Genomic DNA, 16,062 nt, shown 5'->3' on the forward strand with positions numbered 1-16,062 from the left:
TCAAAGAATGTGGGGGGTTACACCACCGCTATGGTTCGATCCTCCATCGCCTTTCGCCAACCACCTAGCCAATGCGACCGAGCATCTACTGCTTGATACGGGCACAACTCTTTAGAGCGCCCTGCTAAACCTGCTTGATAACCTCTTGATAAAGCTCTTTCTAAACGGTCTCGCTTCTGTCTTTTCATGCCTTACTTCCCTCATCATTTAAATGGAAAAGAAAACAGCACCTACTATTTTTAATAGGTACCCTATAGAAATAGCGCCCGTTGATAAAAAAATCAAGTAAAGATTTTCATATATTTGTCATAAATGGCATAAATGTGACTTGTATATGACAATTAACATAACCTATTGATTTTAATTCAAAATAAAAACATTCTTTTATTTATCATAATATTAGAGAACAAAAGCAATTATTATTCACTAATATATAAATTAAAAGAATATCTATATTTAATTAAATTAAAAATGCACCTTGAATATATAAACCACATATATTCAAGGTGCATTTAATATAAATTACTTAAGTAATAACCAAAGATTAGTATTTATCTATCTCTTTCGCAATACTCTCAGCCACTTGTTGCCAACCCATCGATAACGTACGAACCAGCTCAGGGTAGCCATCTTCATTTTGGTCTAGCTGCACATCAAAATTACGGCGGATCACATTTTTATCATGAGAGTAAGTCCAAAAACCTTGGATTAATACTTTGCCGTCATATCGCCCATTAAAGGCTGTTAAAGTAATATCAAGTGTATCCGGTGAGTTCTGTAATGGCTGCAAAGACACCAGTTTTTCAGGTAACGCTGCAGATAATTCACTCACCATCGACTGGCCAAGCTGTTGCTCTAATGGGCTAGCCCATAGATGTGTACTTGCATTGGTATAACTGACATCTGTCGTCTGGTAGGTAATCCCATTTGATGTCAGCACATCTGATAACATAATGCGTTGCAACCATACTTGGCCTTTATTCATCACCTCTGCAGATTGTGTCTGAGGAGTTTTCATTGGCAATTGGTAGTACTTTTTCTCTGGAGTACTACTACAAGCTGCCAATAATAAAACAAATATCGATAGTAAATATCTCATTATTTTTTCACTCCTTTAGGCTCAACATCCTTCGTTGGTTCAGCTTCGAAAACTAACGCATTACTCTTATTATTCAAAGTACGTAAAAGTGGCTGAACTTCTCTCAATACTTGGTCTAAACGCTGCATGTTATCCACCATTTTATTATAGGCTGGTGAACCAGGTTGGAAACCTTGCATTGCACGGTTCATTTCTTGCAGTGTTTTTTGCAAGTCATGAGGTAAATTTTGGAACTCTTTACTCGCCATAACTTTGTTGAGTTGTGCCAACATCGCATTAGCTTCTTTAACAACTTTCTGCCCTTCTGCCAATGTTTGTGTTGTTTGGTTAAGCATCGGTTCAATTGGCATATTGTTGATTTTATCCAACACCGCAATGACTTTTTGTTGAATTTGCGCTAAGCCTGCACTGGTTGTTGGGATGATTTTATAGCCAGCAACCACAGTTGGGCCTTTATAAGGCTCAGCATTTTGCACAAAATCTAGATCAACAAATAATGCGCCAGTGAGTAAATTCCCTGACTTTAATGATGCCCTCAAGCCATCTTTCAAGGCTAAATTTAATTCATTTTTCAAATTAAAGTTCTTACCGACATCCTTAGAGAAACGTTCCGGCTCAATGTGGATCAAAACAGGAATTCTAAAGTCATTATCCAGAGATTGGTCTAAACCTTCCGTATAAAAAGGCACTTGTGCAACGGTACCTAAACGAATACCACGGAACTCTACCGGTGCACCCGGTTGCAAGCCTCGCACTGAGTCTGAGAAAAATAAGACAAAGTCTTGATACTGTGTATACAAGGAGTTTTGAATACTGCTTTGGTTGTCAAACAGTTGGAATTCAGTATTTTCCTTCACATTTGCACCAGGAACCCACCCCGTTGGAACATCAAAACTTACACCACCGGTAAGCAGTGTAGCAATTGAGCCCATTTCAACATGAACACCTTGGGATGACATATCAAAAGCAATACCGCTGTCTTTCCAAAAACGTACATTTGAACTAATCAATTTGTCATAAGGTGCATTGATAAATAATTGATAGCGCATATCGCGTTTATCCATATCAAAGTCGCTGGTTTCAACAGAACCGACTCGATAACCACGGAATAACACTGGGTCACCCGGGTTTAGCTGCCCTGCCTTATCGCTCACCAATACAACACGAATTCCCTTGGCATCTGGTGATGCAAGAGGCGGAGTATCCAATAGAGTGAACTCGAAATGCTCTTTTGCCGCTAACCCCGGCTGAAGCTCAATATAAGCACCTGAAAGTAATGTGCCCAGCCCGGTGACGCCATCACGCCCGATTGTCGGTTTTACAATCCAAAACGCGGAATCGGTACGCAACAACTCTTTCATTTCGTTATTCAAGCGCGCTTTAATGATCACTCGACTAAAGTTATCATCAAGTGTCACACTTTCGACAACGCCAATATCAACGCTGCGGCTTTTAATTTTGGTTTTACCCGCTTCTATTCCTTCGGCATTGTAAGTGATTAATGTCACTTCAGGGCCTTGGTTGCTAAAGTGGTAAAATAAGACCCAAGCACCAAGCAAGACTGTCACTATTGGGATCACCCATACAGGCGACCAACTTTTTAGCTTGCTAATTTTGGCATTGGCCTGTGGTGTTTCTTTATCAGTCACCCGATGACTCCTTCTTGTTCAACAGTATTTACTGCATTTTTTCTTTCACAGCGATCCCAAGTTAATCTAGGGTCAAAAGTCATCGCTGCAAACATTGTGAGAATAACAACCACACCAAAGAAAATAATCCCCATCGCAGGGACAATATTCATCAACTGCCCCATTTGAACCAAAGAGGCTAAAATAGTGATAACAAACACATCTATCATTGACCAACGGCCAACATATTCCACTAACTCATAAATAAAATGCATACGATGTGGGTCGCGATTACCGTACCCTTTGGAATCTAGGCAAAGCCATGCAATTCCAATCATTTTCAATGTAGGCACCATGATACTGGCAATAAAAATCACCATGGCAACAGGATATGATCCGTCTTCCCACAGCAAGATGACGCCATCAATAATGGTCGAATTTAATGCTGTTCCCAACGTATTTGTGGTCATCATTGGCAACACATTTGCAGGGATATACAACATAATTGATGTCACTAAAAGTGCCAAAGTCCATTGTAAACTTTGATTTTTCCGTACACTACCATGAGAGTGGCAGCGTGGGCATTTTGATTGTTCAGCAGGTAAAATTGCCGTACACACAAGACATAAACGTACATCTTGCTTAATACCCGTCTGGCCGACGATTAACGGCCTATCTAATTTAGGTGCTGCTTCAATTCGGTTCCATAGCCAATGGCGGTCTAAGCATTGAAAAGCTCTCACTTGCAGCATACAAAATACACAATAAGGTAAAAAGCTTAACCCAATGCCAATATCGCCATAAGCGATTAATTTAACAAAACTGACTAAGACCCCCGCTAGAAAAATCTCAGCCATACACCACGCTTTCATTTGGAACAAAATACGGGTGATCACCACTTTAATGCCTTTAGGAATATGAACTTGCAACCCTAAAAGGATAATTGTGACCATGCAAAATGCAGGGATAATCAATGAAAAGAATAGAAAAAAGAGTGCCAAACCGCTATAGCGCGTGGCGGCTATAATTTCAATAATTTGGAATAGCGAGATTTCATTTTCAATCCCTGCGGCGCCCATCTTAACAAAGGGGAATAAGCAGGCAACAAATAGCATAATTAATGCGCTGAATGCATATGCTGCTGGCTGCTTATACGGATATCGCCACTTTGAGACCAATGTGGTTTCGCAGCGTGGACATGTTGCCTTGCTTCCTTGCTCCAATTCAGGAACCGCAACCAACATGTCACACTGAGGACAAAGCACATGTTCATGAGACTCATGGTTGCACAAAGTGTATTTGCTCCTTTAATTAAAGCGTTATTAGCCGTTTTTCAGCAATTCAAGCTCTTGCCAACGATCAAACGCTTGCTCCAATTCAGCTTCTTTTGAAGATAGCTGACTCAGCGTTTTTTCTGTCACATCATGTGGTTGGTTGAAAAAATCAGCATCACCAACTTGAGCTTGCAGTGTTTCAATATCACGTTCAAGTTGCTCCAATTTTGCTGGCAATTGTTCCAATTCACGTAATAAATTATAACTGAGCTTATTTGACCGTTTTACCGCTTCTTTCGGTTTCGTCGGTTTATCTTGGCCAGCTACTTTACCTGTTTGTTCTGCTTTCAAACTCACGGTTTGTGCTCTTTGCTGTTGAGCATCGTAATACCCGCCAGCAAAACGGTTAATGACCCCATTACCTTCGAAGATCCAGCACTCTGTCACGCTGTTATCGACAAACTCTCGATCATGGCTAACCAATAAAACCGTTCCTTGGTAACCATCAACTAACTCTTCGAGTAACTCTAAAGTTTCGACATCAAGGTCGTTAGTCGGTTCATCGAGGATCAATAAGTTACTTGGTTTTAGGAATAAACGTGCAAGTAACAAGCGGTTACGTTCACCACCAGAAAGCGCCCTAACAGGGGTCATCGCACGTTTTGGTGGAAACATAAAGTCTTGCAAATAACCAAGAACATGACGTGGCTTACCATTCACCATGACTTCTTGTTTGCCTTCCGCTAAGTTATCCATCACGGTTTTATCTGGGTCCAATGCCGCACGGTGCTGGTCGAAATAAGCGACTTCCAACTTAGTACCACAATGCACTCGTCCGCTATCTGCTTGTAAATCCCCCAGCATTAAACGCAACAATGTTGTTTTACCACAACCGTTTGGCCCAACTAAAGCGATTTTATCACCACGTAATACTTGAGCTGAAAAATCTTTTACCAGTACTTTATTATCAACCTGGTAATTCACATTTTCCATTTCAAACACAATTTTTCCAGAACGGGCAGCTTCACCCACTTGCATTTTCGCTGTGCCCATCACTTCACGACGCTCTGAACGCTCTACGCGTAACGCTTTCAACGCACGAACACGGCCTTCGTTACGAGTCCGTCGCGCTTTAATACCTTGGCGGATCCACGTCTCTTCTTGGGCTAATTTACGGTCGAATTCTGCATTTTGCATCTCTTCAACACGCAAAGCTTCTTCTTTATTCACCAAGTAGTCATCATAATTACCCGGCCAAGACGCTAATTGCCCACGGTCTAAATCAATAATACGCGTTGCCATATTGCGGATAAATGAACGGTCATGGGAAATAAATACGATGCTACCTTGGAAGTCTTTTAGGAAATTTTCCAGCCAAAGGATCGTTTCAATATCTAAGTGGTTGGTTGGCTCATCTAAAAAGAGTACTCGCGGGTTACTCACTAACGCACGACCTAAAGCCGCTTTACGTAGCCAACCACCTGATAATGAAGATAGTTCTGCGTCCGCAGGTAAACCAAGTTTTTTCAGTACATCACTAATACGAGAGTCCAATAACCATAAATTACGGTTATCCAACACCTCTTGTAATTCAGCTAATTTATTGAGATTTTTTTCGCTCGGGTCGGTTTCGACCTCTTTCGCAACATGGTGATAATCTTTAAGGTACTGAGCTTGTTCTGCAACGCCTTCAGCCACAAAATCAAAAATAGTACCTTCAATATTACGCGGTGGATCTTGCTGTAAGCGAGCAACAATCAAGTCTTGTTCGTAAATTAATTGACCGTCATCCAGCGGCTGCTCTTTCGTTAACACACGCATTAACGTTGATTTACCCGCACCATTGCGGCCAACCAAACATACACGTTCGTTATCTTCGATATGAATTTCAGTATTATCGAGTAAAGGTGCATCACTAAACGAAAGGTATGCACCCGACAAATTAATTAAAGCCATTGATTCTATCCTTACTCTGCGTGGCTAATTAGCCAGCAGTTATGTATTTGACGGTTACGAGCAAAATCTTCTGACAGTGTTTTCGCTGTGATTTCTTGTGCTTGTAATCCTAATTCTTTAATTGCTTCAAGATCCATTTTGAAACCACGTTTGTTATTAGAGAACATCACGGTTCCACCACGGCGTAATAACCGTTTTAGATGGGTAATCAACTGGATATGATCCCGTTGTACATCAAATGTACCATCCATACGTTTTGAATTTGAAAATGTTGGGGGATCAATAAAGATCAAATCAAATTGTTCCTGGCTATTCGCCAGCCAACTCAAGCAATCCGCTTGAATTAAACGGTGTTGACGACCTGTTAGCCCGTTCGCTTGTAGGTTTTTTTCAGCCCACTCAAGATAAGTACGTGACATATCAACGGAAGTGGTGCTTTTCGCGCCACCAAGCCCTGCATGCACAGTAGCAGTACCGGTGTAACAGAACAAATTTAAAAAGTCCGCATCTTTACTCATCTGGCCTAACATTTTACGGGCAATACGGTGGTCAAGAAATAACCCCGTATCCAGATAGTCCGTCAAATTCACCAACATTTTCGCATTGTATTCTTGTACTAAAAAGAAATCGTCTTTTTGCGCTAATTTCTCATACTGCTGCTTGCCTTTTTGGCGCTGGCGCGTTTTTAGCACTAGCTGATTCGATGTCAGTTCTAACACATTCATTGTTGCAGTGATCACATCAAACAAACGTTGACGAGCTTTGCGTTCATCTACGGTTTTCGGTGGCGCATATTCTTGGATCACCACTTTATCGCCATAAATATCAACCGCAACATTGTATTCAGGTAGGTCGGCATCATAAACACGGTAGCAATCGATCCCTTGCTGCTTCGCCCATTTACTTAATTTCTTGATATTTTTACGTAAACGATTTGCAAAATCAGGTGAAATTTCCGCAATAGTTTCTGACGGTGTAGCCGCTAATTGATAATTCTTTTGAACGCAATCTAAAGGGCCGTTTTTGGCTTTAAACTCACGCTCTGAACGCAGTTGCAAGCAGCTGAGTAGCTCAGGAGAAGCACTAAAAATTGATAAACGCCACCCGGGGAATCGGGCCTTCACGATACGCCCTAACTGGCTATGTAGCGCAATTAAAGCAGGCTCACTTTCTAAACGCTCACCATAAGGTGGGTTACTGATAATGGTGCCTAGCGTATCAGTATTAACTGGGTTTTCTAATGCTGCTGCATCACCTTGCTTAAAGGTAATTAAATCTTGTAACCCTGCGCGACGCGCGTTAGCACGAGCCATTTCAAGTACACGCTTGTCGATATCAAAACCATAAAAGCGGGATGTCGTCTCTTTCAAACCTTGGCGAAAACGCACTTGTGCTTCCGTAGTTAATTCACGCCAAAGTTCCGCGTTAAATTTAGACCACGCATAGAAACCCCAATGCGTACGGTGTAAGCCGGGGGCTTTATCCGTTGCCATCATTGCAGCTTCAATTAATAATGTTCCTGAACCACACATCGGGTCGACCAATGGGGTTCCTTGCTGCCAACCTGAGCGGTTAATAATTGCCGCCGCCAGTGTCTCTTTTAAGGGCGCTTGGCCTGCCAAATCACGGTAGCCACGAATATGTAATGAATCACCACTTAAATCGAGTGCCACACTGGCTCTCTCTTTATTCAGGTAGACGTTGATACGAATATCTGCTTGTTGACGAGCCACATCAGGGCGCTGGTCAAGCTTGCGTACGAAGCTGTCAACGATAGCATCTTTCACTTTCAATGCACCGTATTGGCTATTGCGAATTTCTTCATTAGTCCCAGTAAAATGAACAACAAAGGTATCATTAACTGAAAAAATTTCACTCCAGTCGATAGCTTGTACACCCAGGTACAAATCTAAGTCACTGTAGACATCAAAATCATTCAGTGGCAATAAAATACGCGATGCCAGCCGACTCCACAGTAGGCTTTGGTACATGACACGTTCGTCGGCTTGAAAATAGACACCCCCTTGGGCCACTTTGCATTGGCTAGCGCCAAGCGATTCTAATTCCGTTTTCAGTAGTTCTTCAAGGCCGCGAGCTGTGCTGGCAAACAGAGAATTCATAGTATTTATTACCAATTTGGATGAAAAATTGTTGCGCATTATAGCTAATCTTATGCAGTTGTCATAAAGTTGCTACGCACAATTATAAGGATTAAAAAATGATAACGCTTTCGCGCCTTTACACACACCCAGTTAAATCTATGCGAGGAGTTCGTTTATCCCACGCCTTCGCTGATATTAGCGGTTTGACTTTTGATCGTAATTTTATGGTAACCACGCTGGAAGGTAAATTTATTACGGCGAGAAAATATCCACAAATGTTACTTTTTACACCGGTAATGCTCAATAATGGTCTTCACTTGCGAGCACCAAATGGCGAAAGTGCAACGGTATTGTATCAGGACTTTAACGATAAGCAGAGCCCTACTGAAGTTTGGGGCAATCATTTTCATGCACTTATTGCGCCTGAAGCGATAAATAGTTGGTTAAGTACCTTTTTTGATGAGCCCGTACAACTACGCTGGCTGAGCCCACAGCTTTCTCGCCGTGTCAAAGAACACCAAGATGTGCCGATGTCTTTTGCTGATGGCTACCCTTTCTTACTGATCAACGAAGCTTCAGTCCAAGAACTACAGCGCCGTTGCCCTGCTAGTATTAAATTAGAGCAGTTTCGTGGCAATTTAATTATTACAGGTGCCAAGCCTTTTGAAGAAGATACATGGAAAACCATTCAAATAGGTGATGTCGTCTTTACATTAGATAGGCCATGTAGCCGGTGCATTTTAACGACCGTTAGCCCAGAAAAAGGAATTAAACATCCTCACAGTGAGCCACTTGCAACACTGCAAACCTTCCGTTCAGATGAAACTGGTGATGTCGATTTCGGACAAAATGTAATTATTAAAAATACGGGGGTTATTCGTGTTGGTGATACCCTGACGGTATTAGAAACTAAACCAGCAAAACAATATTTAGTTCAAGAACGGGAAAGTGATCTAGCTGCTAATAGTTTAAAAACTCAAGCCAATAATGTCAGTTTAATTTTTGAAGAAACAGAATATGAAGGTGATAACCAAAATGTGATCCTTGAGCAATTAGAATCCAATGGTCTAACGATCCCTTATTCATGTCGTGCTGGTATCTGTGGCCGCTGTAAAATTAAACTGATTTCGGGGGAAGTCACCCCGTTAAAACAAAGCGCCATTAAAGAAAATGGTTATATACTCGCTTGTAGCTGTATCCCGAAAACATCCGTTAAATTAGCATTTAATTAAGCGTTGGTTTTGCTTTTTAACACCATCAAGGGTTCAATTCTATGATGGTGTTAAACACTCAAAACGAGATTAATTAAATTAACAAAAGCCTATTTATTTAGTTATTCTTTTTTCCACGATCTTTGGCGATCACCTAAATAGCATTACCGTATAGTTGACGTTTCACTTTAGATGAATATTCAAGCATGCGATCGTTCATGATCTTAATTGGATCGCAAAACCGTAAAGTTCGATCGGGTAATTCTAATATTGGTTCAGCTAATAAACATAAACTCGCAGATGGACCAGCTTCCGCAATAATAAATGTGAAGTAACGGTTCGTATTTTCTAAACACACTTGAATTATTTGCCCTTGCTTAGGCTCACGAATATAGTGAAATGAAGAAAAATACCAACTCTTTGGCATCTGTGGTTTTAAAAAACGAAAAGCAACTAAGCTATTTAAGACTAATTCAGCTCTTTCTTCATGAGTAATATTTAATCTTTTAGCCTGCTCATCAAATAAATAATATTCACCCGCATCTTCGATACTAAATGGCATCTCATTACGAGCAAAAACCGTTAGCATCTTAGCAGGAAAACATGAACGAAATATCATGCCGTTGGCGAGATCTAACATCACCCTATTATGGTCATGATCAAAATACCAACGCCAATGATCATCAGGTTTAATATTCATAAACGATCCTTTAGCGATTTACCGGTAAATATAATAGAAAGGATCGGTATCATGATCTTCTCTAAATTTACTCTAAAGCGTATTTTTATGCGCTAAATTATCTGCTAAATAAATTACTTTATAAATAGTCGGATAATGTCGTTATCTAAATAGCAAACTAGCTGCAAATTGGTATCAATTTGATATAAAAATAGCCACTATTAGCAATATAGTTTAAAAGGGGGAATAAATAAACCCCCTTGATACGTAAATTTACAATTTATTACTAGATATGATTAACAATATCTTTAATTAATTTTGGCCCATGGTAAATAAAACCAGAATAAATTTGAATTAAAGAGGCACCCGCTTCCATTTTTTCACGTGCCGCGGTAAGGGAATCAATTCCACCGACTCCAATTATTGGCAGTTTTCCATTTAACTCACGTGAAATAAGTTTAATAACTTGCGTACTTTTTAATTGCACAGGACGACCACTTAACCCACCCGCTTCATTACAATGATTAATCCCTTGAACCAAAGAGCGGTCTAACGTGGTATTCGTTGCAATAACGCCATCGATATTATGTCTAACTAGGCTATCTGAAACTTGGATAATTTCCTCTTCAGATAAATCAGGCGCAACTTTGACAGCAACTGGCACATATTTTTGGTGCTGTAATTGTAATTCAAGTTGTTTTGCTTTTATGCTACTTAATAAATCATCCAGTGCTTCGCCATATTGTAATGTTCGCAACCCTGGTGTATTTGGGGAAGAAATATTAATAGCAATATAATCGGCATGTGCATAGACCTTATCCATGCAAATTAAATAGTCATCTTTACCTTGTTCGACAGGCGTATCTTTATTTTTACCAATATTGATACCGATGATCCCACCGTAATTCGATTTTTTAACATTCTCGACAAGGTTATCGACACCTTTATTATTAAACCCCATCCGGTTAATTAAACCTTCAGCTTCTACAAGTCGAAATAACCGCGGTTTGTCATTACCAGACTGAGGACGAGGAGTTACCGTACCAATTTCGATAAACCCAAACCCCATGGCACCGAATGCATCAATACACTCACCATCTTTATCTAAACCCGCTGCGAGTCCTAGTGGGTTTTTGAAGGAAAGTCCCATGCATTGAACGGGCTTAGTGGCAACAGATTGGCGAATAAGGCATTGAAAAGGAGAATGGTTTAAACGTTGAAGCTGGCGAAAAGTCAATTCATGAGCTTTTTCAGGGTCGAACTGGAATAGTGCCTTGCGGGCAAGGTGATATAGCATATCCAATAACCTATTTTTACTAGTACGTTTCAATAGAGTAGACATCATGTCGCATGCTAAAACCCCGCCAAATACGATTTGCCGAGCTGCCATTCATACATGCGATTTTTTTCGTCGGATAAAACGCGCTATAGATTACCCTATCTCACCGCCCTTTTACCATGAAAAAATCAATAAAAATTCATTTGCCTAGTTTTTTGAGGAAAACAACCACTTCATGATAGTTATCTCTCATTTAATATTCCATTCTTGCCATAAACAAATAAGCCGCTAAATTAAATTTTAGCGGCTTATTAAAACTAATAATTGGTTAGCTATATATAAATCAGCTTTCTAACGCTTTGGTAATTTTTTCAAATAGATCACCAGAAAGGTTATCGAGCGCTTTTAATTGCTCAAGCGCTTTGCGCATCTGCGCTTGACGCTTTTCGTCATAACGTTTTAAACGGATCAACGGTTCAATCAGTCTTGAAGCCACTTGCGGGTTGCGTGTATTCAGATCGACTAAAATTTCATACAGGAATTGATAACCACTGCTATCTTCCGCATGGAAATTAACAGGATTCCCCGCTGTGAAAGCCCCAACAAGTGAGCGAACACGGTTAGGGTTACTCATGCTAAATGAGCGGTGCCCCAATAATTCACGTACATTAGCAAGGGCTTCTTTCGCAGGGTTCGCCCCTTGTAGGGTAAACCACTTATCCATAACTAACCCGTCATGGTGCCAACGCTCATCAAAGTCTGCCATTAACTGTGCTTTACAAGGTAACAGTGATTCGTTAGCTGCGGTCAATGCGGCCAATGAATCCGTCATGTTATCGGCAGATTGGTATTGTTCCAACACTAATTTGTTCGCCAGCTCGCTATCATCACCCGCGGCTAAGTATTGCAGGCAAATGTTACGCAATGAGCGTTTAGCGATATCTTGGTGATCAACACGATAGCCATCAATATTAATGGAGCGATAAACCGAGAGAAGTTCATCATGCATTTCTACCGCTAAATGATGATGAATAAAGTTTACAACTTCGTGGATCGCAACAGGGTCGATAACCGTAAATAATTCTGCCAGCTCATTTTCGGAAGGTAACGTTAAGATCAATGCGACTAATGCAGGCTCAATCGAATCACTTAATAATACACCGCGAAAAGCATCTACCACGGGCTCAGGTAAAACTAATGTTTCACCTTTTTGATAATGAGCTACATTAATTTTTACATAATTATTAATGAGTTGCTGAGCCGCATCCCAACGAGCAAATTCATTACTTGCATGCTGCATCAAGAAAGCTAGTTGCTCATCTGTATAGTTGTAATCTAATTTTACAGGGGCTGAAAACTCACGCAATAAGGATGGAACTGGGCGGCTTGTCACCTCATCAAAAACAAACGTTTGAGTTTCTTGCGTAATGTTTAGCACCGAATTTACCACGCTACCCTCACGTTTTAGCGTGATAATTTCACCTTGTTCATCATAGAGCTCAATATCCAATGGGATATGCAATGGTTGCTTTTCAGCTTGATCTGCCGTAGGTGGCGTCATTTGGCTAACATGTAGCGTATATTGCTGTTTTTCTGGCACATATTCATCACGAACAGTTAAAACTGGTGTCCCTGATTGGCTATACCAACGACGAAATAATGATAAATCAACATTTGACGCATCTTCCATCGCCTGCACAAAATCGTCACAGGTTGCCGCACTGCCATCATGGCGATGAACATAAAGTTGTATACCTGCTTGGAACATCTCCTCACCCAGCAGAGTGTGGATCATGCGAATGACTTCCGATCCTTTTTCATATACCGTCAAAGTATAAAAGTTGTTCATTTCAATAACTTTGTCTGGGCGAATTGGGTGCGCCATTGGGCTTGCATCCTCAGCAAACTGAGCCGAACGCATTACTTTGACATTGTTGATACGGTTAACAGAGCGAGAGCCTAAATCTGAACTAAATTCTTGGTCGCGAAAAACGGTTAGCCCTTCTTTAAGGCTCAATTGGAACCAATCACGACAAGTAATGCGGTTTCCTGTCCAATTATGGAAATACTCGTGGCCAATTACGGATTCGATATTCAGATAGTCTTTATCCGTCGCTGTCTCGCTTTTAGCTAAAACATATTTAGAGTTAAAGACATTCAACCCTTTATTTTCCATTGCTCCCATGTTGAAAAAATCAACGGCAACAATCATATAGATATCAAGGTCATACTCTAAACCAAAGCGCTCTTCATCCCATTTCATGGCATTTTTCAGGGACTGCATTGCCCAAGGTGCGCGGTCTAAATTACCTTTATCAACAAAGAGCTCTAACGCAACTTCACGACCACTGCGAGTGACAAAGGTGTCTTTTAAAACGTCAAAATCACCTGCAACTAAGGCAAATAAATAACTTGGTTTTGGGAATGGGTCTTCCCACTTCACCCAATGGCGCCCATCATTCAGTTCACCTTCTGCAATACGGTTGCCATTTGAAAGTAAATAAGGATAACGTGATTTATCAGCTGTAATTGTGGTGGTATAGCGCGCTAAAACATCTGGTCGGTCTTGATAATAGGTAATATGGCGGAAACCTTCCGCTTCACATTGTGTGCATAACGCCTCACCTGAAACATATAACCCTTCTAGGGCGGTATTTTTCTCAGGGCTAATTTCATTCACAATCCGTAGTGTGAAAGATTCAGGTAATGATTCAATAATCAATTTACCTTCAGATTCTTTATAGTTTTGCCACGCTTTACCATCGACTTCGATGCTGACTAACGATAAATCTTCGCCATTGAGCTCAAGCGTTGATGATTGTGGATTAAGGCGTTTTACCTTACTTACTGCGGTAACAATCGTTTTCACTGGGTCAAGATTAAAATCGAGGTCAATCTCTGTAATTGTGTAATCAGGTGCTTGATAATCCTGACGATATTTCGCTTGTCTTAACTGGGTCATAAGTAACCTTTTAATTCGTTATATTCAATATCGTACTGCTTTATTACTTATACAATACTATAAGCCACAATAATGTGAATGGATTTGAGAAACATTTTCATCAAAAAATGTTATCTATTTTTATGGTTATGTTAATTTTATATGGCTCACCGTACTTAATTTTGTTAAAAACTCGTTTGCTTGTTGGTGCTATAGCACTATTAAATATTCTATGGCGTGTTAGTATCTTTTGGTGATTAATGCTTTTGTCTGTTTCTATGGGACACAATTTATGAGACACAATACGAATGAAGCGTATTTATTTGATTTCATAGTAATACAGAAAATAGTTATACAGAAAAGCAATGCGCGAATTTAGATTGCCGTGCTCCTTGAAAGCAAGAGGTGGAATAACACTTCTATCTTTTGCTAAAGTGGGTATACTTTTGCAACTTTAACGATTTAGCTAACAACTATTGCCGCTTTTATCTCATTGTGACTTTTGAAAATCAAACAGGTTTCAAGGGAAACAAGAGTAAAAATTAACAGCATTAGTGGTAAAGATAAGCTCCGCGAGGATGTCTGCGTGCCATGAATTTAGACGCTACACCAATTATTACATCACTGCTTGATACCGATGCTTACAAGCTTCATATGCAGCAGGCCGTTTTCCACCGTTACTATCAGGTACCGGTTGTCGCTGAATTCCGCTGTCGTAGCAGTGAGATCTTAGGTGCTTACGCCAATGAAATCAGGCAACAAATTCAGTTGATGGCTAAGTTATCACTTTCTGATGATGAACTGAATTTTCTCCGCTGTTTACCTTTCTTCCAAGAAGACTATCTTATGTGGTTAAAGTCATTTCGCTTTAACCCAGAACAAGTTGCTGTCAGTGTCACAGACCAAGGCCAATTAGCGATCCGCATAAGCGGGCCTTGGCGTGAAGTCATCATGTGGGAAGTTCCTCTCCTTGCTTTAGTCAGTGAAATTGTGCAAAAAGACCGGCACCCAGATATCACTGCTGATGATGCCGTTCAACAACTTAGAAAGCTACTGAATGTGTTCTACCGACAAGCCGATGAACACCAACTCGATTTGTCTAAGTTTAAGCTGATGGACTTCGGGACACGCCGCCGTTTTTCCTACGATGTGCAATCCGCCATCGTTTCGATGCTTAAACAAGAATTTCCTCATCTTGTAGGAACAAGCAACTACAAACTTGCTCACGAGTTAGACTTAGCCCCTGTTGGCACACAAGCCCATGAGTGGTTCCAAGCCCACCAGCAAATCAGCCCGGAGTTAGCAAATAGCCAACGCGAGGCATTACAGAGTTGGCTAGATGAATATCCTAATCACTTGGGTGTCGCATTAACTGACTGTATCACCATGGATGCCTTTTTGCGTGATTTTGATGCTAACTTTGCGAACCGCTACCAAGGATTGCGTCATGATTCGGGGGACCCGATCGAATGGGGAGAAAAAGCCATTGCTCACTATCAAAAATTGGGTATTGACCCTATGAGCAAAACGCTGGTGTTCTCAGACAGTTTAGACTTGCAAAAAGCACTTGAATTATATCGTTATTTTCATCAACGAGTTAACCTTGTTTTTGGTATCGGCACGCGTCTAACCTGCAATATACCAAATGTAACCCCGTTGAATATTGTGATTAAGCTAGTGGAGTGCAATGGTAAGCCTGTCGCTAAGCTATCTGATAGCCCAGGAAAAACTATTTGTGAAGATGATGAGTTCGTCAATCAACTCAGAAAAGCGTTTGACCTGCCTAAAATGGAAAAAGCCAGTTAATTAAGTCGCTTTTCCCCAGCTCTGGGTAAGAATTTGCACTTTTCTTGCCCAGAGCTTCAAAACCCTCTTTTTCTTTTATTCACTTAC

The 16,062-nt window shown here is 40.7% G+C and carries 11 protein-coding genes; 2 read left to right on the top strand and 9 right to left on the bottom strand.

Annotated elements, in window-relative coordinates; all coding sequences use genetic code 11:
• Nucleotides 1-17 precede the first annotated feature (17 nt).
• From rmf to rlmKL, 6 genes are all read right to left on the bottom strand, one after another.
• Nucleotides 18-188 (bottom strand): ribosome modulation factor, encoded by a 171-nt coding sequence (gene rmf, locus G6Q48_RS19020; protein ID WP_004256131.1) that lies wholly within the window; start codon nt 186-188, stop codon nt 18-20.
• A gap of 356 nt (nt 189-544) precedes the next feature.
• Entirely contained in the window at nt 545-1,099 is a 555-nt protein-coding gene (gene pqiC / locus G6Q48_RS19025; RefSeq protein WP_166185312.1) for a membrane integrity-associated transporter subunit PqiC, read from the bottom strand.
• Nucleotides 1,099-2,748, bottom strand: a complete 1,650-nt coding sequence (gene pqiB / locus G6Q48_RS19030; RefSeq protein ID WP_102138507.1) for an intermembrane transport protein PqiB — start codon at nt 2,746-2,748, stop codon at nt 1,099-1,101. Before pqiB ends, pqiC begins: the two co-directional genes overlap by 1 nt.
• Nucleotides 2,745-4,019 carry a membrane integrity-associated transporter subunit PqiA gene (pqiA, locus tag G6Q48_RS19035; protein ID WP_102138506.1) on the bottom strand — a complete coding sequence of 425 codons (1,275 nt, stop codon included), beginning with the start codon at nt 4,017-4,019 and terminating at the stop codon, nt 2,745-2,747. The genes pqiB and pqiA overlap by 4 nt, the downstream gene beginning before the upstream one ends.
• Nucleotides 4,020-4,049: 30 nt before the next feature.
• The gene (locus G6Q48_RS19040) at nt 4,050-5,957 is read right to left on the bottom strand and encodes an ABC transporter ATP-binding protein (RefSeq protein ID WP_102138505.1); all 1,908 of its coding nucleotides are present in this window, start codon (nt 5,955-5,957) and stop codon (nt 4,050-4,052) included.
• Between the two features lie 11 nt (nt 5,958-5,968).
• Nucleotides 5,969-8,077, bottom strand: coding sequence for a bifunctional 23S rRNA (guanine(2069)-N(7))-methyltransferase RlmK/23S rRNA (guanine(2445)-N(2))-methyltransferase RlmL (gene rlmKL, locus G6Q48_RS19045; protein WP_166185314.1), 2,109 nt, complete (start codon nt 8,075-8,077; stop codon nt 5,969-5,971).
• A 98-nt stretch (nt 8,078-8,175) separates the two neighbouring features.
• Here rlmKL and G6Q48_RS19050 point away from each other — a divergent pair, with 98 nt between their 5' ends.
• Nucleotides 8,176-9,291, top strand: a complete 1,116-nt coding sequence (locus tag G6Q48_RS19050; protein WP_166268059.1) for a YcbX family protein — start codon at nt 8,176-8,178, stop codon at nt 9,289-9,291.
• A gap of 133 nt (nt 9,292-9,424) precedes the next feature.
• Here the strand turns inward: G6Q48_RS19050 and G6Q48_RS19055 are convergent, their stop codons facing one another.
• The 3 genes from G6Q48_RS19055 to pepN form a co-directional block, all read right to left on the bottom strand.
• A complete protein-coding gene (locus G6Q48_RS19055) occupies nt 9,425-9,970 on the bottom strand; it encodes a cell division protein ZapC (RefSeq protein ID WP_102138502.1) in 546 nt (181 codons plus the stop codon).
• A 265-nt stretch (nt 9,971-10,235) separates the two neighbouring features.
• Entirely contained in the window at nt 10,236-11,246 is a 1,011-nt protein-coding gene (pyrD, locus tag G6Q48_RS19060; RefSeq protein WP_166268066.1) for a quinone-dependent dihydroorotate dehydrogenase, read from the bottom strand.
• Between the two features lie 325 nt (nt 11,247-11,571).
• Nucleotides 11,572-14,190 carry an aminopeptidase N gene (gene pepN, locus G6Q48_RS19065; RefSeq protein WP_166268060.1) on the bottom strand — a complete coding sequence of 873 codons (2,619 nt, stop codon included), beginning with the start codon at nt 14,188-14,190 and terminating at the stop codon, nt 11,572-11,574.
• 570 nt (nt 14,191-14,760) lie between these two features.
• Between pepN and pncB the strand changes: the two genes are divergently transcribed.
• Nucleotides 14,761-15,975: a nicotinate phosphoribosyltransferase gene (pncB, locus tag G6Q48_RS19070; RefSeq protein WP_102138499.1), complete on the top strand. Its 1,215-nt coding sequence runs from the start codon at nt 14,761-14,763 to the stop codon at nt 15,973-15,975.
• Nucleotides 15,976-16,062 lie beyond the last annotated feature (87 nt).

It is taken from the genome of Providencia sp. M-27, from assembly GCF_011077905.1.
Taxonomy (GTDB): domain Bacteria; phylum Pseudomonadota; class Gammaproteobacteria; order Enterobacterales; family Enterobacteriaceae; genus Providencia; species Providencia huaxiensis.